Raw genomic sequence first — 25,785 nt, forward strand, 5'->3', positions numbered from 1 at the left:
TGGCCAAATTTTCATTGCACTTATTTTCTTGAAAATCAGAGGTTAAAGCCTCTCCGCCCGTACTGCTCTCGCTATAAAATAACACATTTGTCGAGAATGAGACGAAATCTTAAATGAAAGAGCCGTGACTACAACTTTGCCCTTATCGAAAATCAATGGCTTGCGATGAAAAAATTGGGGACAAAAATCAGCTAAGAAATAATTTGGGGGACAATCGGGGGACAAAAATCAAAAGAGAAATCCCGCAACTCTTGATTTTCAATGAGTTACGGGATTTTATGGTGCCCAGAACAGGAACACGAATATTAGATTGTAATGAACTAACATAGAATTTGATTAAATTCTTGATATTATCGTATAATGCTGTATTTAACTATATTGGCGCAATTTGGATGATTTTGAATAATTCGGAAAATCTGTCTTGATTTAGTTAAATCCAATCTTGGTTGACACGGCGTTGACACGAAAGCCATTGTATATGTCAATCGTATTGGCTAATTTTGTGTTGGAAATAATAATCACTCTCCTATGGCAACACTTACTCGTAATATCACGAAGGGTACCAACCCTATGGGGAAGGCGGAGCTTCTGCTGCGTCTTTCTGTATCGCGTAATCTTGTAGTCCGCCTGAAGACTGGGCTTTGGATGGATCCCTCGCGTTTTGACAAGGGGATATTCTCTTTACCCAAAGACCCGACGGCACGTGCCGAGATTCGCGCGATAGAGGACAGGCTTATCGACATTGAACGGTTCCTTATCAATCTCTGCGAAAAAACACCGTCAGACACGCTGACAAAGGATTTCGTTGTTGCTCAGTATGATTTGTTTCTGCATCCAAAACCGGAAAAGCAGAAACGGCAACCGCGTAATCCAAATTTCTTCGACATATTTGAGGATTACATCGAAAAGAAAAATATTTCGGAATGGCGCATCAAGCATCTGCGAGTCCTGAAACGCGCATTAATGCGATATGAGCTGTATGTCCGCGCAAACGGTCGCGGCCGCTATAAAATCAAACTTGATGATTTTACAGTCGATGATGTCAACAGTTTCGAGAAGTTCCTGCGCTCAGAGCATGAAATCCACGAGAAATATCCGGAAATATATAAGGCGGTTCCGGCAGACACACATACAACGAGAAAGAAGCCTAAGCCCCAACCCAAGGGCGATAACACTATCATCGGGCTTTTTGGACTGATGCGGGCATTCTATCGCTGGTGCCGTGACCAAGAGTTGACAACCAATGACCCGTTTGCAAAATACAACGGCAAGACAACCGAAGTGTATGGCACCCCCTATTACATTACTCTTGAAGAACGCGACAGGATTGCAGACTACGACCTTTCTGCGAATCCGTCATTAGAGGCACAACGCGATGTTTTCATCTTTCAGTGCCTCATCGGATGCCGAGTATCAGACCTTATGGCAATGACACTGGCGAGTATCATCAACGGAGCCATAGAGTATATGCCGCAAAAGACAAAGGGCGAGCGTCCGCAGGTTGTAAGAGTGCCACTCAACGCAAGAGCCCAAGCCCTCGTCGCAAAATATGTCGGACGCGATGACCTCAACGGCAAACTGTTCCCTTTTATCAGCTCACAGAAATACAATGTAGCTATCAAGAAAATTTTCACTATCTGCGGCGTGACCCGTATGGTGACTGTGCTCAATCCGACCACCGGAGCAGAAGAAAAGCGGCCGCTGAATGAAATAGCCAGCAGCCATTTGGCGCGACGCACCTTCATCGGCAACCTCTACAAGAAAGTCAAAGACCCTAATCTCGTCGGCTCACTCAGCGGCCACAAAGAAGGCAGCAAAGCCTTCGCCCGCTACCGAGACATCGACGAAGATATGAAGAAGGAACTTGTCAACCTTCTTGACTGATTTCTCTTTTCCCCAGCCCCTATACATAGGTTCAGTTCAGCGGGCATATATAGTGCCCGAACTGAACTCATATCAATAATGTCACTGGTTTAACCGGTAGTTGTAGAAAATATTATACAAAGCCTTATTGATTTCACTGTTTCAGTGATTTGCTGGTTGTTTAATCCAATTAAAATCACTAACTTTGTAAAAAAATAAACAATCATGAAAACCAGTTGGTATATACTCAATATAAAAGCTCGAACCAATCAGACACCGTCTCATTATGTGGAGTGTCTGAGAAATTTAAAAGCACAAGATCCTTTGGTAACAGTAGCAAAGGATAAATGTGTCAGCATATGGAGCATTGAAGAAAGTATTGAAAATACAAATGGAATCCCAAGTTGGATGATTATCAAGATTATCTCCTATACGATAATTGATCCTACCAAATTTTACAATAGAAGAAGTAAGGAAAATCTTGAATTACAGTGGGACTCAGATGTTGTAGCCAACAAGAAAGAAACTGAACTGTTTTTTATCCCAGCATGTCATAAGTTGGCGACAAGAAAGAACAGTAAAATCACACTTAATTATGTTAAGAAATACTTAGAAGAAGCTCTAAATCAAGTAGAATCAGAATCATTTGATGTTAATATAGTTGTATCCCAGGATCTTATAAGAAAAATTAAGGATGCTTTTGCAGTAGTTAGAATACGAGCGGATATAAGTTTTTCAAATCCGGGACATAGTGATGGATTTGCGCGAGTGTTAGATGAGAAGTTGCGCGCGGCAAATCCAGACAAAGCTTTAGTAGAGCTAATTGGTTCCAAGACAACACCATTAGGTAATCAGTCTGATGGTTTAGTTTCAGCTATAACAGACATAGCGGAACAAGATGGAACGATAGAGGCAACAATCCAATCGGAAGAAGGAGGAATATATGAAAAAGTTTCAAGTTCCACTTATCCACGAATTGTATCTGTGATCCAGAGCAAAGCAAGCGAGGCCTGGGGAGCAGTATACAATGCCATTAGAGAAATATTCCCAACCGATGATTAAATTTGGCTTAAAAGGTATCTTCAAAGATTATTCGGTCACAGAGTTAGGGAAAGACCTAATCTTGCCTTTGGCAGTGACATGTGTACTTACTCCGATAATGTTGATGAGTAATATGTCTCCATACAGATGCCTTATGGAAATTCTGAATTTTGGAATTATTGTTGTCCCTATATTGATAACATTAATCCTCACGGCTTATGTATTACTGTTATCTATGTTTGGATCTACTTTAAAGGACTTTTGCACATCTGAATCAGGAATCGATTTGCATAAGAAGTTGAATTCCGGTTTTGCTGCAAATCTCACAATCTCAATTTTGAGTTTAGTAGGAGTCTTTATCGGCACATTTATTGCAAAAATGGAATTTAGTTCGGATTATGCCAATATCATTAATCAAATTGCGTATGCCATATATGTACTTTTAGTTTCATACCCAATTTTTTCTTTATTTGGGATTACTATAGACCTTTTTAATGTAGGACAAGTAACGAGAATTAAATGAGCCTTATCAACATCATATATTTTCATGCTTCGCAGCAAATGACAGAGTTGGCGGATAATTCCGTAGACTTGGTTGTTACGTCCCCTCCTTATCCAATGATAGAAATGTGGGATGAGGTTTTGGGGCAGCAGAATCCTGAGATTACAAAAGCTATTGGCGCAAATAGTCCTAAATTGGCGTTCGAGTTGATGCACTCTGAACTCGACAAGGTTTGGGCCGAGTGCTGGAGAGTAATGAAAGAGGGTGCATTTATGTGCATTAATATTGGCGATGCAACTCGAACTGTTAATGGCGAATTCTCTCTATATAATAATAACACACGGATTATATCCGCTTGTGAGAAATTAGGCTTTAACAATCTGCCGAATATCCTGTGGAGAAAGGCTACTAATGCGCCCAATAAATTCATGGGTAGCGGAATGTTGCCATGCGGTGCATATGTTACCTTAGAGCATGAGTGGATATTGATTTTCAGAAAGGGTTCTAAGCGCGCTTTCAAAACCGCAACGGAAAAGAAGGAGCGTAGAGAAAGTTCTTTCTTTTGGGAGGAGCGGAATATATGGTTTTCAGATATTTGGGATTTAAAGGGAGTCAAACAGAAGATAGACAAGTCTCCTACACGAGAAAGAAATGCATCATTCCCTTTGGAACTTCCATTCCGTCTGATTAATATGTTTTCTCAGAGAGGAGATGTTGTCCTTGATCCATTTGTTGGATTGGGAACAACTACTTTAGCTGCGATTCTCTGCGAGCGCAATAGTGTGGGATATGAAATTGACTCCTTGCTGTGTGACATTATAGAGAATAACATTAAAAACTTTGATATAGATGAAGCGAATCGGTCTATAAGCGACCGATTTCATAGACATGTAAATTTCATAGAAGAGCGTGAATTAGCTAAGAAGGAGGTCAAACACTATAATGATAGGTTGGGATGCAAAGTCATGACAGGTCAAGAGTCTGAATTGATATTCCACTTCATAAAGAATATTTCCAAGGTTCCTACAGCTGATAATCAACTTAGCTATGAAACATTTTACTATTCAGACAGATCGCTAATAAAAATTCCTATTAGGGAGTCATGCGTCTTATTTTCTGAAGAATGAGCCATCTGAATCACGTCTTGATAACTGGTGATTGTCGGCAGATGAGTTATACAGATAACGAATCTGTTGATCTTATTGTTACATCCCCTCCGTATTGGCAGTTAAAGGATTATGGCAATCCCAATCAGATTGGTTTTAATCAGAGCTATGAAGAATACATTGACAGTTTGAATTTGGTGTGGATGGAATGCTTTCGTGTGCTTCGATCCGGATGTCGGTTATGCATCAACATAGGAGACCAATTCGCAAGGGCTGCATACTATGGACGCTATAAAGTAGTGCCTATACATTCAGAAATAATTCGATTCTGTGAAACTATAGGTTTTGATTACATGGGATCTATTATTTGGCAAAAGCCGACAACAATGCATACGTCTGGAGGCGGAAAAGTTATGGGAAGCTATCCATATCCTCGCGGAGGAATAGTAAAAGTCGATTATGAGTATATTCTACTATTCAAAAAGCCCGGAAACTATAAAACGCCACCTACTGATATAAAAGATTCTTCAAAGCTCAGCGATGAGGAATGGAATACATTCTTTTCTTCTCATTGGAACTTCTTCGGAGATCGACAGAATAAACATATTGCTGTATTTCCGGAGGAGTTACCTCATAGACTAATCAGAATGTTCTCATTTTATGGGGATATGGTTCTTGACCCCTTTATGGGTAGTGGAACCACTGCTTTAGCTGCGATTCGTAATGGTAGAAATGTAGTAGGCTATGAGATTAATCACGACTTTCTTAAGTTCTATGAGGATAAGGTTCTTAGTCAGTTTTCAAAGAGTCAAGTTCACTTCCGGCATATTGTTCAGAAGGATTTAGTAACAGAAGAAGACCTTGTGAGACATCTACCATACCGGTATGTAGATGTATGTGGCCTCAAGCGAGATGAGATGGCTTATAAAAACTGTTATGGCAGTATCATGTCCGTTGGACCGGATAACTATCATGATTTAAATTCGGACTCTTTAACAGACCTGTCAATTTTAGATGGAAGGAATAATGGATCCCCGACGGTCTTAGTGAATCATGTAGATAAACGAGCTATTCTCCAAATGATTGAGACAGGAATAACCTATGTGAGAATCGGAGATGTCAGAGGATCATTAACCGTTACCCCGGGTTTTTCGCGTCTTAAATATGTATTGTTACATTACGGTGGAACGGATCCTCTGCTTTTCAAACTGGCTAAAACCGGCTCATTCCAGATTTGGACAAAGGAAACTCTTGAAGAATATGGATTTTCGCCAAAATCCTCACCTTATTATGCTGTATTGAGATTCAAAAGTTTAAATCCTATAAAATTCAAAAAAGTCCCCTCCCTAATGAAAGGGAAAGGAACTTATGTCGCTAAGATTATATCAGTTGACGAAATTGAATTATGACTCAAATATTGCCGAGTCAAACTCAATTGTTATGCCATCCTTTTTCTTATCGTAGTAGATAATTGGCGTCTCGATGTTTTCTGCAAGTCTTGCTTCCAACTTATAGGTGGATGATTTGATCTGAACTGGAATTTCACCAATAAATCCGTCTATTCCCTGAGCTTCTTCTTCAACATTTGCAAGGCGCCAAGTTTTATTATATTTATCTCCAAGGAATGCTAATATCGCGCTCTGGAATTTAAGGCCACAGTAAGTCTTGTTATAAACCAAATCCTTAACCCAAGCCTCAATCATGGGTCGATCGATTTGCGCGAAGGCTTCGCTCATGAGCTGATACATGGCAAAAATCTTGTCTGTAGCTTTAGTCACGGCATCAGGTTGTCGCTCCGAATACCATGCAATCCATTCTTCTAATGTTTTGCCGTCAAATTCCTGAATTAGTTCAGACATCTGACCCACTACTGCTGGTCTCGTCCCTTGTGCATTGCTATTTAGCAGATTAATAATCTGAGTAGCGTACTTGGGGAAAGGATACTTGCTGGCGTTTGAGAGTTGTTCTATCTCGCCATTGGAAATTTTAAATTTCTTCATGCTCTTTCTGTTCTTCCTCTTTTAGATATTCATCAAATTCGGTTACGAATTCCGGGAAAGAAATTCCAAGAGCGAGACATATTTCACGAAGTTCAATTACATCCAATCTGCGTTCATGAGTTTCAATTTTGCTTACAATGCCTTGACCTACACCTAAGCGAGATGCAAGCTGTTCTTGTGTTATGCCTTTGTTGATTCTTTTCAACCTAAGGAGTTGCAACAAGCTTTGATATGCCTTATTATGAATGGATTTCATTCCTAAAATTTGGAGTCAAAATTAATATTCCATTATAGAATATACCAAATTAGAATATTTTCTGCAACCTATAAAATGACACGAATAGTCAGATAAATGTAGAAGTAAAATGCCATCGGCAACTGCGTGAGCTGCCGATGGCATTGAATTGGGATTAATGTCCCATGTGGAAGCCTCCGTTGAGATGCTTGCCTCGGCGTTTGGCTCGCCATGCATCGAGGGCTTGCTTAGGAGTAAGCTCTGGATGTCTTGCTTTGAACTCGGGGAATGTTTCGGTATCGCTTCCGGATACTGAACAGCATCCATCTTCGGGAGCGGACGGTTGCTGAGTATGGTTAAGAGATGGGGCAAAGGAAGAAGTTGAAGTCTGCTTAGGCTCGTCTGGATTTGATGAAAATACTTTGGGGACTTTGACTTCCGGTACGAATTTCAAATAGACGGTAGAGTATTCTCCCTTACATCCATCGACACGGATTGCTTTACCGGCAACGTAGTCATTAATCTGCTGTCCCGAAAATTTCACTCCTCGGAAATTGGTTATCGGGACAATAGAGCCGTCAGCATACATCCATTTTGAGTCGGGATGCAATGGGCGATTCTCTGAAAGATGCTTTCGAATATTACTGTAACTGAAACGCCGGTCAATCTTCGATGCAGAAAACCGTTTCCCTTTTCGGGTGTACCACAGGCCTTGCACCTCATTGGTGCCACGCCTGTATTTGTACTCTATACCGACACCTGACGCTTTGAGTTTAGTCTTGAATTTGTCAAAATCGCAGATGCTACGATCTTCCCATGCGTCATTTACTGCATTGAAAATCTCGTATCTGATTTTCTCGACACCACGAAGATTATCCACATTAGTATGCTGCTTACCTTCGGAAATATGCAGTCCATACTCCTCAGTCAAGGAACGACAAGCGTCTTTATTGCGACTATAGTCATTACTGTCGGAGATAGTCTCCCCGAAATTATTGATTCGGCTATACACCAAGTGGCAGTGCGGATAATCCTTGTCGAAATGCCTGACCAATATATAAGGAGTGTCTTTTATGTCCATTCTCTCCATATATTTTCCAGCGATTTCAACCATCATTTCCTCTGTCACCTTGCCCTTATCCAAGGCGTGAAAGTTGAGAGAAATGTGTCCGACCGGGTCTTTGACATTCGGATTCATAGATATGTTATCCTGTAAAGAGGCGGTGATTTCCGCTCGCCCACCTGACAGAAATACATCCTTAGAGTCGATGATTTTCCATTCATCACAGGGCGAACCATCCGGTTTGTCCTTCTTCTTTCGGGTGACATAATCAATGCAACCTCCGGCACTTCCGCCGTTGCTTATCTTGCCCATCATATGCTGTCGGGAGTATTACGATAGGTTTTGATAAGCGACAAAATAAAGTCCCGGCATTCGTATATGTCCCGGAAAAGTTGGACAAGGTTCTCATTTGTTGAACCTCTGTTTAGAATGGATGAACAAAATTTGGCGATGCGATTGAGATTCTCGGCTATGCCCTGAAGATCTCTTATCGCCTTTACGTCTTTGGGTTTTAGACGCTCCGTCACCGTACAATGGATTGATGCCTGACGGATATATTCCGAACGGTTCAATCCAGCAACAATTGCCTTGTTCATCATTATCTCATATTTGTCGAGGCCGTATTTCACCGGAACAACGATTGACTTTCGTTCCTCGGCGGGTAGTTTGGGTCGACCTTTGGAAGGTCGGGAATTGTATCTTCTCATAATAGCAGTGTGTTTAGAAGTCTGTGACCATCGGGAGCGGTTGGGCGAGTCGTTTTCGGATTACTTGTAATACGAAAACATAAACTCGCTCCAACCCCAACTGAACACTGACGATAGTTTCGAGCTGCGCGAAACTAAGCCCGCTTTTAGTGGTCGTGATTAATCATTTTTAGACAGTTGCAATCAAACAATCAGAGTTTGCGCCAGATTTCGTGGTCGGCGGCGTAGTCGTCCATGTGGCGGAGAAGCACCGAGTCGATAAAGCCGGAGATGGTGGTGTCGATGCCTCCGAGTCGACGAACCATCAACGCGATGCGGTTGTATAGTTCCTTGCTGATGCTTGTCTGCTTTCGCTGGTCAAGTATCTTCGGGGCGAGGTAGGCTGACTTGTATTCCTCGTACTCCATCTTGCGCTGTTTTATGCCGATGCGCTGTAGTTTCGGCTCGTCTGCTGACAGTAGCGCAACTGTTGTGTTGTTCTCGGCGGTTGCGTTATCCGCATTGTTGACAGTGGTGTCGCTGTTGGCTTCAACACTATTGTTGAAGATGTTGTCAGTCATTTCGGACGACTGAGTTTCTGTAAAATTCTTTTTATTACTCATAATTGTAAATTTTGATTGTTTGTAAAACTTGTTGTCAGATACTCATTCAGGTCATTGCAACCTGAGTAGAGTGTGGAGCGGTCAATCACCTTTATTTCGAATCGCTCTGTCAACTGACCCAATGCCGTTTTACCTGCAACATCGTTGTCAAGATAGCAATGGATAGCGTTGTAATCCCGCAGATAGGGGATTGCCTTGTTGACATTGCTGACCGAGTTAAGAATGATTGCGTCCGCTTCGATGATTCCGAGTGTCAGTGCCGACAGATAATCAATGAACCCTTCAAACACTGCGCACTCCGTTGACGGACCATCGCGTATGCGCCATATCGAGATGTCTTTCGGCGATATGCAACCTTTGAAATATCGGTTGCGTATCTCATGGCCGCCTGATCCGTTGGCAAAGGCAACGGCATAGTATCGTTTGCCTCGGCAACTGTAATGAATCTGTTGACAGTGTGCCTTTGAAATCTCCGGTGGAATGCCGCGCTCTTGGAGGTATGCGACAAGTGCGTGGCTCTCCAACGGCACTGTTCGGATGTCCTCAAAACTCGGAGCAGTGTGTCGCGTAACGGATGTGGCAGCGACTGTCTGCACCGATGGCACAGGGCAACTGTCGGCAATGCATCGCAGTAGATGACGCATATCGGTTGACTGATACATCTCGGCTGCAAGGTCGATGATGTTGCCTCCTTTACCGATACCGAAGTCATACCAGCAGTTGAGCGTGGCCTCCACCTTGAACGATGGCGTATGCTCCTGTCTCAGCGGCGACTTATACCAAAGTTTGTCTCCACACCGTCTTACCGGCTCATGTCCGAGTCGGGACATGAAGGTGGCTAAAGGAATAGATTCTATCTCTTTGAACATGGTGGTAAAATGTTTAAGGGTGGCAGTTCGAGTTCGGCTCACATATATACACACCGTACCGAACTAAACTCGATTAGTAGTAGAAGTCGCGGTTAAACTGATAGGCTCCCTTCTCCTTGACAATCATCCGCTTGTTCATCAGGAAGGTCTTCAGTTTGGTGACCTTGCCGTCGCCATACGGATAGCCGCAAGATGCGTATGCCGCCTTGATTTTATCCTCGCAGTTCTGACAGCCTTTGATGGCTCCGTCGGCGAAGGCGAGTTCAAGAGCTTCGCGGTGCCGGTCGGGTGACAGCTCGTTGTAAGAGAACACCTGCTGTTTGGCGGATTTACCGAAGGTGTGGTTCTCTACAATCTCCGGCAGACCGTAGTCATTGATCCTAAAAGCGAATGGCGCGAAGTCCATTGACCGGATACATGATGCCGACACCTCGGTCACTTCATCATCTGTCGTGCTTTTGGAAACCTGCAATACGGTCTCGGCTTTGTTGTTTAGCTCCGTGCCGACATGACCGCGCACATTGTCATCGCTCTTGTTGAGATGCAGGACAGTGTGGATGTGTATCTGATACTTGTCCGTCCACTCCATCAGCTTGTTGATGAGCCTTGATGATTCGGTAGCATTGTTGATGTCGAACATCAGGTCGCGTACACCATCTATGATTACCAGACCGACATTGGGTGTTGTGGCAATCGCCCGGTCGATAATCTCCAGCCTTATATCGGGCACTTGTGCCCTGAGCTGGGCAAAGATAAGATTGTCGGGATGACGGTCGAGCGGCAGACCGGCGAGTTGCAATGCCCGGCGAATCACCTTCTGACAATGATAGGGACTCTGTTCGGTGTCGAAGTAGAGGACAGTCCGCTTGTTGTCGGGAAATTCGGCTACATACCGCAACACCTCGCCGTTCATCAGCGCAGCCGCAACGATAGCACTTACATTGAAAGTCTTCTTGCTCTTTGCTTTCCCGGTCGATGCCGAGAAGTTCCCGAGTGTGCCGATTACGGAGCCGTTGCAAAAGAGAACCTCCGGTGCCACGGCAATCTCGTCCGTCACTCTGATTTGCGAGGCCTGCCACAGAGCATCCAAATCCTTGGCATCCATCATCGTTTGCCGCGCTGAATGATGAGACATTCCACATCTGCCTGACGGTAATAGACCTTGCGGCCGATTTTTACAGGCTCGATGTATTTCTTCCTCTCCCAGTTCCAGAGCGTGGTGGGACAGATGTTGAATTTCTCCAGCACCTCTGCTTTGGGCAGAAGTTTTTCCTGCGACTGTTTCACCATCGGCGAGAACAGTGCCTCCTTCGCCTCGCTGATAAAATGGTCGGCAAACTCCACAAGGTCTTCGATTTTTATGTTGAGGGTAAGACCGGTAACCCCACTCTTGACGAGTTCAATAATGTTATTCATACAAGTTTTTGTTCCGCCGGATGATGGAAGGCATGGAGCGATGGCGGATTTAGGTCATCCCATACCTTTCGTCACGATTGACGTGGATTAGTGGTCTTTCCGATTTGAAAACAGGCATGGCGATAGCGTTCTCGACTCACTTGGGTCAAGGCAAATGACATGACAATATCAAATACGGAAGTGGGAAGTGGCCATTAAAACGATGTACATTCCGTGGGCTCTCTGGCTCTCCCAAAGCCTCAAGCATTACTGGGAACAAAATTTACGGCTTCTTCTTTGCCAAAGGAAGAAGGCTGGCGCTTAACCCTGCGCGGGTCATGAATAGTCGGTCATCTGCCTTCGGTCTCCGGATACCGTCAACATTCTGACCATTGGTTGGTCGCAGAGGTGTCGGATTACGAATCCGGTTCTCCCCGCTTTTACTCGACAAACATACCGCCAAGTGAGATTGTTTCGCCTCTCGATACCGGTTTCCCGATATTTCCGAGATTTTGATCAACATTGCCCAACATTTTTATTTCGGGCGATTTTCAATGAGAATAATCTCATCAGCGGATTGTCTGCCAGTCTATCATTATAACTATCAAATTTGCATTTTGTTCACACAAATAATTGATATATAGACGGTTGTCTGCCGTTGTCCGGCTTTTGTCTGATGTTGAGTCAGACCTTGCGACAAGATTAGACCAGATTAAACCAGATTATCAGATACGATAGAATCTCCAAACGGTCAAATGTTAAAATTCAAATGTCCGATAATTTTTTTTCGTTGAGACACCCTTTTTGACCATGATAACGGGTACCACTCCGTTATCAGCATCCCACCTCAGAATTCCAGCGATAGCGTCTTTGACAACACCACCATCATCAGACTGCACCAAAACAGTATTCAGTGGCAGTCAGTATCAGGAGTCACGCATCTGATTGACCTGCGTCTGATATTGCAACATCGGCAATATGTTGATAGTTTGCAACAAATCAGACACTTCCCCAACGTGCCCCAATCTTTCCTCAACATGTCCCAACAAATTTTTCATGTCTGAACCATCGGGTGTAATCGGGTGTTGATTGATTCATCCTGAATTCGGACTCTCAGTCGGAACAATCGGCTTTAGCAAGACCTCCGTCTCAGCAACCATCCATCAGTCCAACACCTGTTCCGCTTGCATTGCTCACGCAATTTCGCCGAGTAATCAACGTGAAACAACTTTAATACAAACTTGAACAACAAAAGCCCCGACCGCCACGTCACATCGACGCAGCAGCCGGGGCATATATCACAGACACATTATGCCAGATAATCGGAGTTAGTTATTGTTGTTTTCCATTCCTAACCTTACGTTGCAAAGCCATTAGAAATGAATCGTAGCTTGTTTTTCGATGTAGTTTAACATACGTGGAATAACCTTCATTGAGCAATCGCGTGTATTGGGTTGCTTTATATTCATTATATAATGGCATTCCTGTCTTTGGATGAATCAGGTTCCCGAAATCTTCAAATGCGTGTATCTTACAGGGAATCTTTTCTTTGTGAATCAAGAAAGAAATAAACTGTTCGAGATCATCGATACTTGTAATATGAGAGCTATCATCAGTATATTTATTTTCTTTATGTAAGGTATCAGTAACAGGCAGTTTTCCCCTCCACTTCCAATTTATAATCTCTCTGCCGCTTAAATCTGTAGTGCATAGAGGTTTCATATAGTATGTACTAGATTTGGAAAAATATATTGTCACATCCTTAATCCAGCCACAACTTTTAACATCATTCCACACAATTGATATTTTAGAAGCCACGGATACATCATCCAAGCCGGCTATTCTCTTTTTGAAGTCGACCCAAATGCCTATCATAAGAAAATCACATGAACCCTTATCAACTGTCTTATAGTTGGGATCGAAATACTTGTTATTATGATAGTGTTCTATATCTACAACATTATCATAACCAAATCCCTTTTGTAAAGAGCTTCTTAATGGGAGATAAGATTTCTCTTCTTTCAGCAGTGTCTCTATAATTTTGATAGCTCTATCGAATACCAAGTCATCAAATATTTGCTCATAAAATCTTGACTGCTCTTCTGTCGGGTTGATTGATGATACTTTAGGCATATCTTGAAGGAATCCTGAAATGGAGTGAAAATGGAGTGTACTAATAAAAGTTAAAGAATTTAATTTCGGTTTATTTAATATGCGTCATGACGGTTGATTTCGGTTTAAATCGGGGGTTGCGCGGAGGTCGGTTGACACCGCGTTGACACGGAGTGAAACTGAAAATCGCAAGTGATTGAGAAATAATCACTTGCGATTTCTTGGGGTGCCCAGAACAGGACTCGAACCTGCACGCCTCGCAGCACTCGCACCTGAAACGAGCGCGTCTACCATTCCGCCACCTGGGCTTTTCGGAGGACAAAGGTAAGCATCTTTTTTCATTCCTCCAAATTTTTTCGGCTTTTCAATATGTTTTTTTCTTACTTTTTTCTTGTTACTTTGTTTTTTACCGCTTATTAACAGTATCTATTCTCTTGTTATGCAACAACTTATACAGACATCTTTTACTATATTCATCCGCCATTATTCCTGCCGACTGCTTTTCCCGGAACAATGCAAGGTGATTAATCACTAACAATCAACCTATTTCACACACCCAACAGTCCTGACTGACTCGATTCAACCTCTTTTCAAGACTGATCTTCATGTTTCGTTCTCTATTTTTATCTCTTCCTTGCTCTGATTTTTTCACTACTCCAATACTCTATCTATGGCGATTCTCTCGCTGCGCGATTTTGTTTTTACACCTTAATTATATATTGGGAGCCAAGCATTGTTGACAATTGTTTTATGGTAGCAATGGCGACCTTTAAGGCCTTTAATTCTTTTTGTGTTTCTCTTGTCGGTGTTTTTTTGTATTTTTGGCAGCATTTTCCCGATAATCATAAGTTTATCACCAGTCACCGCACTGCAGTCATTTTTCATTCCCGTCAATTAACGATGAAATCAAATATCTTTTACCTCCTCCTATCTTTTCTCTGCCTCAACAGCCTCTTCGCCTGCAATACCGACAAAGACCTGATGGCGCCTGACCGTAGCCCGATTTCTGTTTCGTTTGACAATGAATCCGGCGTCTACGAGCTCAAAACCGGCCGTCAGCTTACGGTCACGCCCATTGTGACCAACGCAGTCAATCCGCGCTACAAGTGGGTCGACGACCGCGGAACGACCGTGGCTTCCGGTTTGACCCTGAGTTTTTCGTCACAGACAGAGGGTGTGTTCTATTTCACTTTCTGCGTTGATGCCGACAACGGTTCGGCCCGTGAAGAGATACGCATTGATGTGCTTTCTATGGTGATTCCAACCGTCACTCTGCCTTCGGAGATGCAGACCACCGTGGGCCGTGAGCTTACAATCACTCCTGCAGTCAGCACCGGGGGCGATGAATCGGCCGCCTATGAGTGGCAACTCGACGATACTGCTGTCAGCTCCGACACGGTGTTCACCTTCCATGCCGACAAGGAGGGCTCCTACACTCTCCGCCTGACGGTCAGCAACTCTGACGGAAGCGGATCTGCGGAAATGAAAATCAACGTCACAAGCGGCCAGGACCTGTCGGTAAGCTTTCCGCGCTCTGAAATCGAGGTTCTCAGCGGACGCACCGTCAGCCTCGCCCCGATCATCCGCGACACCATAGGCCTGACGAGCTATGAATGGAGCATCGACGGGCGTCTGATAGCCGATGCCAACGGCACAGTCCTCGAATACACGCCTTCTTCACCGGGTCTGTCTACCGTAAGTTTGAAAGTCACAGACTCAAACACCAGCCGCGCGGCATCTGTCAGCGTCAACTGCCTCCAGGCCACCGAAGCCGACCGCTACCGCCCGGCCACTGCATCAAGCTCCGCCGACCGCGTCACCGTCTATGAATTCCGGCCCGCTCCCGGACAGTTCATCCATCAGATCAGCGCGACAACCGCCACCGAAGCCTGCCGCGAAGCCGAGCGGCGCCTCGCCAACAACCAGACCGTCTCGCTCGGAGCATTCGGCGGATACATCACCGTCGGTTTCGACCACAGCGTCAGAAATATCAGCAGCGACTACGACTTTGCCATAGCCGGCAACTCATTCCGCACCAGCAACGAGCCCGGAATAGTCTGGGTGATGCAGGACGAAAACGGCAACGGACTGCCCGACGACACCTGGTATGAACTGCGCGGCAGCGAGACCGACAAGCCTGAGACGCTCTACAACTACTCCGTCACCTACTACCGCCCGACCGCCGCAGGTTCACCGATAGCCTGGGCCGACAGCGGGAATCTCACCGGAACCCTGACCGTCATGCCATCATGGCCCTCATGGCAAAACACCGGAAGCTACACCCTCAGCGGCACCAGACTTAAAGCCAGAACCATTTTCTCAACCGAATGGTCAAACGAGCCTTTTGACTGGGGCTATGCCGATAACATGGGCAGCGACCGCCTCACCGACTCCGAAAACCCCGATGCCGGCATGAACTACAACTATTTCAAGATCGAAAACGCCATGTCAGCCTCGCGCCGACCGGTGAGTCTTGCCTATATCGACTTCATCAAAGTGCAATGCGGAGTCAACTCCACAGCCGGCATACTCGGAGAAGTCTCCACCGAAGTCTTCGGCTTCCTCGACTGCACAATGAACAGGCAGGCGGAATAAAAAAATTTCGCTCCGCCCGCATTATCGCACCAAAACGCGGCCCTGACGGCATTACCTTTGCATCATCATCACCAAAATCACCCGCACCCCCGCTCCCCTAACCCTCTCAACCGTCACTCCCGCAATGAAAACCCTCACCTCCAGCCATCGCCACCCGCGCCCCACAGTTTCCCCGCAAGCCCTACGCCCCCTACAGTCCATAGCCGAATCAGCGTATGTGACATGATTTTTTATGCAATTACAAAAATTCTGACTAACTTTGCATTTTAAATCGAACAGAAACTCACAATATAGCCAGAACAATGGAAAATAATAACCCGTCCACAGCCCAGGAATCCAAGGGACTCAGCTTTGTAGAGCAGCTTGTGCTCGAAGATCTTCAGGCCGGCAAAAACGGCGGCCGGCTCAACACCCGTTTCCCGCCCGAACCAAACGGCTACCTCCACATAGGCCATGCCAAGGCAATATGCATGGACTTCGGAATCGCCGAAAAATTCGGTGGCACATGCAACCTGCGCTTTGACGACACCAACCCCGTCAAAGAGGACGTGGAATATGTCGACTCCATCCGTGAAGACATCCATTGGCTCGGCTTCGACTGGGGCGACCGCGAATACTACGCCTCCGACTATTTCCCCCAGCTCTTCGACCTCGCCGTACGCCTCATCAAGGAAGGCAAAGCCTACGTCGACGACCAGACCTCCGAAGAAATCGCAGCCCAGAAAGGCACCCCCACCCAGCCCGGCACCGAGAGCCCCTACCGCAACCGCTCGGTAGAAGAGAACCTCGACCTCTTCATCCGCATGAACCAGGGCGAATTCGAAGAAGGCGCCCGTGTGCTCCGCGCCAAGATCGACATGGCCAACCCCAACATGCACTTCCGTGACCCGATCATGTATCGCATCATCAAGACTCCCCACCACCGCACAGGCACAACCTGGAAAGTCTATCCGATGTATGACTTCGCCCACGGACAGAGCGACTACTTCGAAGGCGTCACCCACTCGATCTGCACACTTGAATTCGTGGTCCACCGTCCGCTCTACGAATACTTCGTCAAAGAACTCGCCGACGAAAGCTACTGCCCACGTCAGATCGAATTCAACCGACTGAACCTCACCTACACCGTCATGTCGAAGCGCAAACTCCTGCAACTCGTCAACGAAGGCCTCGTAGCCGGCTGGGACGACCCCCGCATGCCGACCATCTCCGGTCTGCGCCGCCGAGGCTTCACCCCGCGCTCCATCCGCAACTTCATCGACACCATCGGCTACACCAAATACGAAGCCCTCAACAGCATCTCGCTGCTCGAACACGCCGTGCGCGACGATCTCAACAAAGTAGCCACCCGCGGCATGGCCGTCATCAACCCCGTCAAAGTAGTCATCACCAACTACCCCGAAGGCCAGACCGAAACCGTAGAGATGGACAACAACCCCGAATCACCCGAAGCCGGCACCCATGAAATGCCCTTCAGCCGCGAAATCTACATCGAGCGCGACGACTTCATGGAAAACCCGCCGAAAAAATTCTTCCGCCTCGCCCCTGACGGCGAAGTCCGTCTGAAAGGCGCCTATATTATTAAATGTACAGGCGTGAAGAAAGATGCCGAAGGCAACATCGAGGAAATCTACTGCACCTACGACCCCGAAAGCCGCAGCGGCCTCCCCGGAAGCCAGCGCAAAGTCAAAGGCACACTCCACTGGGTATCGGCCACCCACGCCATCGATGCCACAGCCCGCCTCTACGACCGCCTCTTCAGCGTCGAGAACCCCGGAGCCGAAACCGAACGCGACTTCCGCGAACTGCTCAACCCCGACTCGCTCAAAGTAGTGGAAGGCATCAAAGTCGAGCCCTATCTGGCCGAAATCGCCGCCCCCGGCCTGCCCCTCCAGTTCCAGCGCATCGGCTACTTCACCCTCGACCCCGACTCAACCCCCGGCAATCTCATCTTCAACCGCACCATAGCGCTTAAAGACAGCTGGGAAAAAGCTCAGAAATAATCTATTGACAACCACAATCCGGGAGCGTGTCTAACCTCTTTTTCGGGGTCAAACACGCTCCTGACATAACCACCCCTGACCGAATGGACGAACCCAACGACCGCCGGGACCTCTACGAAGAATTCGAATCAGAAGTAGTCCGCCGAGGCAACACCGAAGCATTTTTCGACGAAAACGACCTCGTCGAGATCTTCGACTACGCCTCGGACTACGACAACTACATCGTCAAAATGGAAGTACTCCTCTACGGAGCCATCCACTACCCCAAGAGCGAAGCGCTTGCCACGCGCCGCGCCTGGCTCTACTACTCGTTCGGCGACGTAGAAGCAACCTCCGAGCTCAACAGACGCGTCGGCACAGGTGGCGTCCTCAATCGGCTCCTTGATCTCCGCGCCAGCAACGCCAATCTCGAACTCGGAGACGAAGAAGTGATCAGCGCCCTCGAAAAAATACTCGACGATACCGACGACTTCGATGACGAAGGCATCATACAATTCACAGACTACGCAATGGAACTGCGTCTCGAATCATGGCTGATGCAGAACAAAGACCGCATCCAGTCAAAATGCTCCTATCCGCAGACCTTCCTCTATGAATTCGCCGACCATCTGGAGGAAAACAACGACCTGCCGGCAGCCGCAAGACTCTTCGAGGAACTGACCATGCTCGAACCCTTCAACCTCGACTTCTGGCTAAGACTCGCCACAGTCCAGATCAACAACGACGACTATGAAGGAGCCCTCTCGTCAGCCGAATACGCCCTCGCCATAAACCCCGAATCAATGATGGGCCTGCGCATCAAAGGCGCATCGCTCTACAGACTTGAACGCGACCCGGAGACAGTGACCGCCATCTACCGGCGCATCGTTGCATCAGCCGAAGCCGAAGACACCGACGTCTCCACCCTCGCAGCAGCCCTCATGGAGACCAACCGGCAGGCCGAAGCCGTGGAAATGCTCACCAGATACATCGGACAGCACCTCGACTCGCGTCTTGCCATCGACGTGCTCCTCGTACTCGACCGCGAGAAAGCCTCCCCCTACGTGCGCAGCCTCATAGCCTCCGACCTCCTGAGTGAAAAAGACACCGTAGAGTGGGCCCGCAACCACGTGGTCCACGGCCAGTTCGCCTCCGCCGCCACCGTCTGCCTCATCTATGACGAAATCAAAGGATTCCAGGAAGAAATCCCATTCCTGATCGAGATAACCTACTTCGCCCTCCGCTTCGACGACGTCATCAGAGTCTACCGCGACAAATTCATCAAAATGAAATGGCCCTACCTCCCGGCACTCACCTACCCCTACCTGATGAGCCTCGTGCGCACCGGACACCGACAGGAAGCACTTGACGAAGCCAAAGAAATCCTCAACACCATACGCACCTTCAAAAAAAGCCACACCAATTCGGATCTCGGCACACTCTTCCGCCTCACCCCGGCCTCGACAGCCGCAATGATCACCGGCTACATTGAACACCTCAGAAACATAATTCACGCCCTGAAAGCCCCGGAACCGATTCCGGCCGACGAATTTGACCCCATGCTGCTCTGAACCACCGGACTGAGCACCCCGAAAAAGCCACACCTCAACCGGCCTCGCCCAAAGAGAGAATTAGAGGTCGTTTAAAGACAACCGCTTAGAAGCTGTTAAAAAACAATCGCTAAAGCCGGCCCTGCTATAAAGCAGACGGACGGCAAAGTTTTGCGATTTGGGATTTTTTTGTTAATTTTGCACGCTGATTCAACGCGCGCGGGCGAATCTGCAACGGCAGCCCCCCGGCGAAAAACAATCATCAGACGTAAACACTAATAAAACAGATAAATAGGAAATGAAAATTACCAAGGAAGAGATTTCACCCGTAGACGTACGTCTTACCGTGGCGATCGAAGAAAACGACTATAAGGACGAGGTCACCAAAAAACTCAAGGAAATCGGCCGCACCCACGTGCTCCCCGGCTTCCGCAAAGGCCACGTTCCCTTCGGAGAACTCAAACGCCGTTTCGGCAAGCAGATGACCAGCGACGTCATCAACGACACCGTTTACCGTGCAGTGGTCGACTACATCACTGAAAACAATCTCCCCGTAATGGGTCATCCCGTACCCGTAGAAGTGAAAGAAGCTTTCGAGGACGGCGATCAGGAATTCAAATATGACCTGGCCCTCATCCCCCAGCTCGACATCAAGCCCGGCAGCGACGACCACTATCCCTACTACGAAATCGAAGTTACCGAAGAAATGATCGATGAGCAGGACAAAAACCTCCGCAAACGCTTCGGCAAGCAGGAACCCGGCCAGGAAATGACTGAAGACGGCGTTGTAAAAGGCACCCTCATGCAGCTCGCCGAAGACGGAACTGTCAACCAGAACGAAGGCGCCATCCAGGTAACCGACGGCATCGTCTTCCCCCTCTACTTCAAAGACAAGGAAGAAGCAGCCAAATTCAACGGCAAAAAGCCCGGCGACAAAGTGGTATTCAACCCCAACAAGGCAGCCGGAGGCGATGCAGGCGAACTCGCATCAATGCTCCACGTCGACAAAGCCATCGCATCTGACATCACAAGCGACTTCGAGATGACCATCTCAGAAATCATCGTAAGCGTTCCCGCCGAACTCGGCGAAGAATACTACAAGATGGTATTCGGCGAAGACAAAGTACACAACGAAGAGGAATACCGCGCAGCCATCAAGGAAATGATCGCCGGCGAACTCAGCCAGAACAGCCACATCCTCTTCCGCAACCAGTTCGACAAAGCCATGATGGAAAAATACGGCGAATCAATGACACTCCCCGCCGAAACCATCAAGAAACTCTTCTTCGCTGACGCCGAAAACGCCGATGAAGCATTCAAAGCTCAGGAAAACGGCATCAAACACGAAATCATCGAAAACAACCTCCTCAAGGCCCTTGAGATCAAGGTTGAGGAAGACGAAGTGCTCCAGACAGCCAAATTCCTCACTGCCCGCCAGTTCGCACAGTACGGCATGGCCGGAATCGACGACGAGATCATCACCCGCTACGCCAAAGAGCAGCTCGAAAAATCAGAAATCCGCCAGCAGCTCATCCAGCAGGTGCTCACCTCCAAACTTTACGATGCAATCGAAAAGGCTGTCACCCTCGACAAGAAAACCGTCAGCCTCGACGAATTCAAGACCATCGCCCAGGAAGCATAACAGACATCCATTGCCGGCATCCGCTTCCCCGAACTAAAGCGGACCGCACAGCATAACCACCATCAGAACCAGGCCGCAAGCAGATCTCAACCCTGTCTTGCGGCCTGCTTTAAAATCACCATCGAAAGCACCGACACCTATGAAAGCAAGCACCCTGACCGGAAAAGCCGGTTTCTGGAAAGCATATAAGCCCGAATACAAAAGCCTGTGGCGACTCGGAATGCCCGTCCTCGTCACTCAGGTCGGAATCATCGTAGTCAGCTTCGCCGACACCATGATGGTCGGAGCCTACGGCACAGAAGAACTCGCCGCAGCAGCCTTTGTCAACAGCCTATTCATGATAGCCATAGTCATGCAGCTCGGCTTCGCCTCCGGAATGACACCCATAATCGGAGCCCTCTACAGCCGCCGGCAGCATGACCGGGTCGGAGCCACACTCCGCGCCGGACTCCAGATAAACTCGATCGTCTCGATCGGATTCACAGCCATAATGGGCACACTCTATTTCTTCCTCGACCGCTTCGGACAGCCGGAAGAACTAATGCCGCTGATCAGGCAATATTACCTCATAATACTGGCCACACTACTCCCTATGGCCATATTCAACTGCTGCCAGCAGACTGCAAACGGCACCACAGACACCGCCACACCGATGTGGATGATCCTCGGCGCCAACATAATCAACATCATAGGCAACTACCTGCTCATCGGCGGACGCTTCGGGTGCCCCGAACTCGGCCTGGCAGGAGCCGGAATCAGCACCCTGACAGCCCGCTGCATGGCCACCGTCGGAATACTGACAGCATTCTTGACATCGAAGCGATACAGAGTCTACAGAAACGGACTCCGCACCCCCTCGCCCGAAACCGCCGCCATCCGCCGCCACGTATGGCTGACATCCTACCCAGTCATGATACAGAGCGGAGTGGAATGCTTCCTTTGGTCATTCGGAGCCATCGTCTCAGGCTGGTTCGGAAAAATACAGCTTGCTTCCTACCAGGTAGTCAACACCATCTCACAGCTCGGATTCATGACCTACATGAGTTTCGGCATAGCCACCTCCATACGCGTAGCCAACTACACCGGACTGCGTGACACCAACGGCATCCGCCGCATCACCTCAGCTGGACTCCATCTGAATCTGCTCCTTAGCACCATCGCCTCCGCCATCTTCCTCATCGGAGGCTCCGACCTGATCCGCATCTTCACCCCCGACCCGGAAGTAACCGCCGCCGCCCTGCTCCTCATCGCCCCGCTGATCCTCTACCAGTATGGCGACGCCATCCAGCTCACCTATGCCAACGCACTCCGCGGCACATCCAATGTCAAGCCCCTGCTCTGGATCTCCCTCACCAGCTACATAGTCATCGGCATCCCCTTCCTCCTTCTGCTCGCCAAAGGGCTGTCGATGAAAAATGTCGGCGTCTACTACAGCTTCTCGCTTGCCCTGATCGTAGCCTCGGTCCTGCTCTACCGCTCCTTCCGGTCCACCATCGCAAAAAAGGAACTTGAGACTTTACAGACCGTTGCGGCCGGCAACAGCGAAACAGACTGAAACACCGTCAGAAATATTTCCACGGATACCCGAAATTTATAGCTTCCGCATTGTTTAAAAAAAGTAAAAAAATCGTACCTTTGCACTCTCAAAACCGCACCTCCTGCCTGGATGTATCCGGAGCGGTCTCCAATAGGCTTCAGATCCCTCTTCGAGACGCGGCGTGGTCAGGTGAAAAAGATTGAAACATTCTCTAAATTTCCTATAACAATTTCGTATCTCAATCAAATGGAATGGTTAATTGATCTGATCGGTCCGGGACACACGGAACTTGCGAGCACCCTTGTGCTCTACTCGTTTGTCATCGCGGCCGGCATTTTCCTCGGCAAACTGAAAATCGGAGGAATCTCACTTGGGGTCACCTTTGTACTGTTCGTGGGAATCATCATGGGCCACTTCGGCTACATCGTCAACCCCGAAGTCCTGAAATTCGTACGTGAATTCGGCCTCATCCTCTTCATCTTCGCCATCGGCATCCAGGTAGGCCCCGGCTTCTTCTCGTCATTCAAGAAAGGCGGCGTATTGCTCAACGGACTCGCAGTGCTGATCATAGCGCTCAATGTCGCTATCGTGCTCACCATCTTCTACATCGACGGCGACACAGGCATCGAAGCCCTCGTAGGCGTCATGTCAGGAGCCGTGACCAACACCCCTGGTCTTGCAGCCGCTCAGCAGACTGCCGGCTCGACCGAAGCCATCAACATCATGGCTATGGGCTATGCCGCCGCCTACCCCCTGGGTGTAATCGGCATCATCCTCTCGATGCTCATTGTCAAAGCCATCTTCAAAATCCGCACCGAAGATGAGATCAAAGCCATCGAAGACGAAATAGAAAGCAGCCAGCAAAAACCGCTCATACTGTCATTCGAAGTGACCAACAAGCTCATTGACGGCAAAACCCTCTATGAACTCCACCAGATCCTCGACTGCGACTTCGTGGTTTCACGACTGATGGGAGCCGACGGAAAAGTGATCATCCCCACCTCCAAGACAGAACTCCACGTCGGCAACAAGATCTTCGTTGTCATCGGCCCGGCTGATGAAATGAAATTCCAGGGCGTAATCGGCCATGAGATCGAAATGGACTGGGAAGAAGTCCAAAGCCAGGTCTACTCACGCCGCATCGTAGTCACCCAGAGCAAATACAACGGTGTGCCCCTCGGCGACCTGCGCCTCCACACCGCCTACAGCCTCAACTGCACCCGCGTCAACCGTGCCGGCGTCGACCTGCTCGCATCGCCCAACCTCCGCCTGCAGATGGGCGACCGCCTCGTAGTTGTCGGCGACCTCAATGACATCGAGCGTCTCGGTGTGCGCCTCGGCAACTCAATGAAGCGCCTCAACCAGCCAAACCTCATCACCATCTTTGTCGGCATACTCTTCGGCATAATCATCGGCTCAATCAACGTAGGCTTCGGCATGAAACTCGGTCTGGCAGGCGGACCGCTCGTGGTAGCCATCCTTCTCAGCCGCTTCGGCTACAAATTCAAACTCGTCACCTACACCTCCTCGTCGGCATCGCTGCTCATGCGCGAACTCGGCATCTGTCTCTTCCTCGCCTCCGTCGGCATCTCGTCGGGACGCGGCTTTGCTGACACCGTCTTCAACACCACCGGTATGTGGTGGGTTATCTGGGGCTTCATAATAACCTTCGTGCCACTGCTCATCGTCGGCATCATCGCCCGCGGAGTCTACAAGATCAACTACCTCACCATCATGGGTCTTGTTTCCGGCGGCTGCACCGATCCCCCTGCACTCGCCTATGCCAACAATTCCACCGGCAGCGACGCTCCCGCCGTGGCCTACTCGACTGTCTATCCGCTGACCATGTTCCTCCGCGTGGTAGCTGCCCAGGCCCTCATCCTTTGCTTCTTTTGATGCACGGCATCAAAGTATAACACCAGAACAAAAAATTCCCTCGCATTTAACACTATGGCCGAGGGAATTTTTGTAATTTTGCACCCAAACTCATCATTATCACATAAACCATGATTGATTCCCTTCCACCAATCAAAGTTTTTTCAGGGACTAAGTCTCACTACATGGCTGAGGAAATCTGCCGCGATTTAGGCTGCGAACTCGGCAAGATGAACATCCAGTATTTCGCCGACGGCGAATTCGAGGTTTCTTTCGAGGAATCCATCCGCGGCTGCGAGGTCTATCTCGTGCAGTCCACATTCCCCAACACCGACAACCTCATGGAACTCCTGCTGATGATCGACGCCGCCAAGCGCGCATCGGCAGCCTCGATCATCGCCGTGATGCCTTACTTCGGCTGGGCCCGCCAGGACCGCAAAGACAAACCGCGTGTGTCAATCGCCGCCAAACTCGTCGCTGACCTTCTGACAACCGCCGGAGTCGACCGCGTGATCACAATGGACCTCCACGCCGACCAGATCCAGGGCTTCTTCGACATCCCCGTAGACCACCTCTACGCTTCGTCGGTCTTCATCCCCTACATCCAGTCGCTCAAACTTGAAAACCTGGTTATCGCATCGCCTGACGTAGGCGGAGCCAAACGTGCCAACAGCTACGCCAAATATCTCAACGTGCCTTTGGTCCTCTGCCACAAACAGCGCGCCAAAGCCAACGTAGTAGCCCAGATGACAGTCATCGGCGATGTCAAAGACAAAGACGTCATACTGATCGACGACATGGTAGACACAGCAGGCACCATCACTAAGGCAGCAGACCTGATGATGAGCAACGGGGCCCGCTCGGTGCGCGCACTCTGCTCTCACGCCATCATGTCTGATCCCGCATCAGAACGCGTTGACAACTGCGCCCTGACCGAAATGATGTTCACCAACTCCATTCCGTTCAACAAAAGCTGCAAGAAAGCCACCATACTTTCTGTGGCCCGCCTCTTCGCCGACACCATCCGTCGCGTCCACACCCACGAGTCAATCTCCTCACAGTATCTTATAAAGTAAGAGCCTGTCTGTGCATATCAAACAACCGCTAAT

21 protein-coding genes and 1 tRNA gene are annotated in these 25,785 nt (G+C 48.3%); 12 read left to right on the plus strand and 10 right to left on the minus strand.

Annotated features, from left to right (window positions below):
• The first annotated feature begins 528 nt into the window (after window positions 1-528).
• From C5O23_RS03625 to C5O23_RS03645, 5 genes are all read left to right on the plus strand, one after another.
• Window positions 529-1,884, plus strand: a complete 1,356-nt coding sequence (locus C5O23_RS03625) for a site-specific integrase (protein WP_240597652.1) — start codon at window positions 529-531, stop codon at window positions 1,882-1,884.
• A 204-nt stretch (window positions 1,885-2,088) separates the two neighbouring features.
• The gene (locus tag C5O23_RS03630) at window positions 2,089-2,925 is read left to right on the plus strand and encodes a DUF4747 family protein (RefSeq protein ID WP_107031607.1); all 837 of its coding nucleotides are present in this window, start codon (window positions 2,089-2,091) and stop codon (window positions 2,923-2,925) included.
• A 133-nt stretch (window positions 2,926-3,058) separates the two neighbouring features.
• Window positions 3,059-3,427: a hypothetical protein gene (locus C5O23_RS03635; protein WP_133166498.1), complete on the plus strand. Its 369-nt coding sequence runs from the start codon at window positions 3,059-3,061 to the stop codon at window positions 3,425-3,427.
• Entirely contained in the window at window positions 3,424-4,533 is a 1,110-nt protein-coding gene (locus C5O23_RS03640; RefSeq protein WP_170068190.1) for a DNA-methyltransferase, read from the plus strand. The genes C5O23_RS03635 and C5O23_RS03640 overlap by 4 nt, the downstream gene beginning before the upstream one ends.
• Before the next feature lie 41 nt (window positions 4,534-4,574).
• Window positions 4,575-5,921: a DNA-methyltransferase gene (locus C5O23_RS03645; RefSeq protein ID WP_170068191.1), complete on the plus strand. Its 1,347-nt coding sequence runs from the start codon at window positions 4,575-4,577 to the stop codon at window positions 5,919-5,921.
• Here the strand turns inward: C5O23_RS03645 and C5O23_RS03650 are convergent.
• The 10 genes from C5O23_RS03650 to C5O23_RS03700 all read right to left on the minus strand — a co-directional run bounded on the left by C5O23_RS03650 (window position 5,916) and on the right by C5O23_RS03700 (window position 13,803).
• Window positions 5,916-6,512, minus strand: a complete 597-nt coding sequence (locus tag C5O23_RS03650; RefSeq protein WP_107031610.1) for an MjaI family restriction endonuclease — start codon at window positions 6,510-6,512, stop codon at window positions 5,916-5,918. The two genes, C5O23_RS03645 and C5O23_RS03650, sit on opposite strands and share 6 nt — an antisense overlap.
• Window positions 6,499-6,768, minus strand: a complete 270-nt coding sequence (locus C5O23_RS03655; RefSeq protein ID WP_107031611.1) for a helix-turn-helix domain-containing protein — start codon at window positions 6,766-6,768, stop codon at window positions 6,499-6,501. Before C5O23_RS03655 ends, C5O23_RS03650 begins: the two co-directional genes overlap by 14 nt.
• A gap of 154 nt (window positions 6,769-6,922) precedes the next feature.
• Window positions 6,923-8,125: a relaxase/mobilization nuclease domain-containing protein gene (locus C5O23_RS03660; protein ID WP_107031612.1), complete on the minus strand. Its 1,203-nt coding sequence runs from the start codon at window positions 8,123-8,125 to the stop codon at window positions 6,923-6,925.
• On the minus strand, window positions 8,122-8,517 hold the full coding sequence (locus C5O23_RS03665) for a plasmid mobilization protein (RefSeq protein WP_133166499.1): 396 nt from the start codon (window positions 8,515-8,517) through the stop codon (window positions 8,122-8,124). Before C5O23_RS03665 ends, C5O23_RS03660 begins: the two co-directional genes overlap by 4 nt.
• 191 nt (window positions 8,518-8,708) lie before the next feature.
• A complete protein-coding gene (locus tag C5O23_RS03670; RefSeq protein ID WP_107031614.1) occupies window positions 8,709-9,119 on the minus strand; it encodes a DUF3408 domain-containing protein in 411 nt (136 codons plus the stop codon).
• Window positions 9,116-9,988: a toprim domain-containing protein gene (locus C5O23_RS03675; protein WP_107031615.1), complete on the minus strand. Its 873-nt coding sequence runs from the start codon at window positions 9,986-9,988 to the stop codon at window positions 9,116-9,118. The genes C5O23_RS03670 and C5O23_RS03675 overlap by 4 nt, the downstream gene beginning before the upstream one ends.
• Before the next feature lie 73 nt (window positions 9,989-10,061).
• On the minus strand, window positions 10,062-11,123 hold the full coding sequence (locus C5O23_RS03680; RefSeq protein ID WP_240597653.1) for an AAA family ATPase: 1,062 nt from the start codon (window positions 11,121-11,123) through the stop codon (window positions 10,062-10,064).
• Complete coding sequence (locus C5O23_RS03685) at window positions 11,093-11,404, minus strand: helix-turn-helix transcriptional regulator (protein ID WP_107031617.1); 312 nt, start codon at window positions 11,402-11,404, stop codon at window positions 11,093-11,095. Before C5O23_RS03685 ends, C5O23_RS03680 begins: the two co-directional genes overlap by 31 nt.
• A 1,311-nt stretch (window positions 11,405-12,715) precedes the next feature.
• Window positions 12,716-13,516, minus strand: a complete 801-nt coding sequence (locus C5O23_RS03695; RefSeq protein WP_107031619.1) for a hypothetical protein — start codon at window positions 13,514-13,516, stop codon at window positions 12,716-12,718.
• Between the two features lie 206 nt (window positions 13,517-13,722).
• A tRNA-Leu gene (locus tag C5O23_RS03700) sits at window positions 13,723-13,803 on the minus strand.
• Window positions 13,804-14,395: 592 nt separating this feature from the next.
• On the opposite strand from C5O23_RS03700, the gene C5O23_RS03705 reads away from it, so the two are divergent.
• The 7 genes from C5O23_RS03705 to C5O23_RS03735 all read left to right on the plus strand — a co-directional run bounded on the left by C5O23_RS03705 (window position 14,396) and on the right by C5O23_RS03735 (window position 25,752).
• A complete protein-coding gene (locus C5O23_RS03705; RefSeq protein WP_161553545.1) occupies window positions 14,396-16,090 on the plus strand; it encodes a PKD-like domain-containing protein in 1,695 nt (564 codons plus the stop codon).
• Between the two features lie 302 nt (window positions 16,091-16,392).
• Complete coding sequence (locus tag C5O23_RS03710) at window positions 16,393-18,093, plus strand: glutamine--tRNA ligase/YqeY domain fusion protein (protein ID WP_107031621.1); 1,701 nt, start codon at window positions 16,393-16,395, stop codon at window positions 18,091-18,093.
• Between the two features lie 26 nt (window positions 18,094-18,119).
• Window positions 18,120-19,643 (plus strand): tetratricopeptide repeat protein, encoded by a 1,524-nt coding sequence (locus tag C5O23_RS03715; protein WP_133166500.1) that lies wholly within the window; start codon window positions 18,120-18,122, stop codon window positions 19,641-19,643.
• Between the two features lie 277 nt (window positions 19,644-19,920).
• The gene (locus tag C5O23_RS03720; protein WP_107031623.1) at window positions 19,921-21,264 is read left to right on the plus strand and encodes a trigger factor; all 1,344 of its coding nucleotides are present in this window, start codon (window positions 19,921-19,923) and stop codon (window positions 21,262-21,264) included.
• Window positions 21,265-21,403: 139 nt separating this feature from the next.
• Window positions 21,404-22,819, plus strand: coding sequence for an MATE family efflux transporter (locus C5O23_RS03725; RefSeq protein ID WP_107031624.1), 1,416 nt, complete (start codon window positions 21,404-21,406; stop codon window positions 22,817-22,819).
• Window positions 22,820-23,047: 228 nt separating this feature from the next.
• Window positions 23,048-24,697, plus strand: coding sequence for a putative transporter (locus C5O23_RS03730; protein ID WP_107031687.1), 1,650 nt, complete (start codon window positions 23,048-23,050; stop codon window positions 24,695-24,697).
• A gap of 110 nt (window positions 24,698-24,807) precedes the next feature.
• On the plus strand, window positions 24,808-25,752 hold the full coding sequence (locus tag C5O23_RS03735; protein WP_107031625.1) for a ribose-phosphate pyrophosphokinase: 945 nt from the start codon (window positions 24,808-24,810) through the stop codon (window positions 25,750-25,752).
• The last annotated feature ends 33 nt before the right edge of the window (window positions 25,753-25,785 follow it).

Origin of the sequence: Duncaniella muris (assembly GCF_003024805.1) — a bacterium.
Taxonomy (GTDB): domain Bacteria; phylum Bacteroidota; class Bacteroidia; order Bacteroidales; family Muribaculaceae; genus Duncaniella; species Duncaniella muris.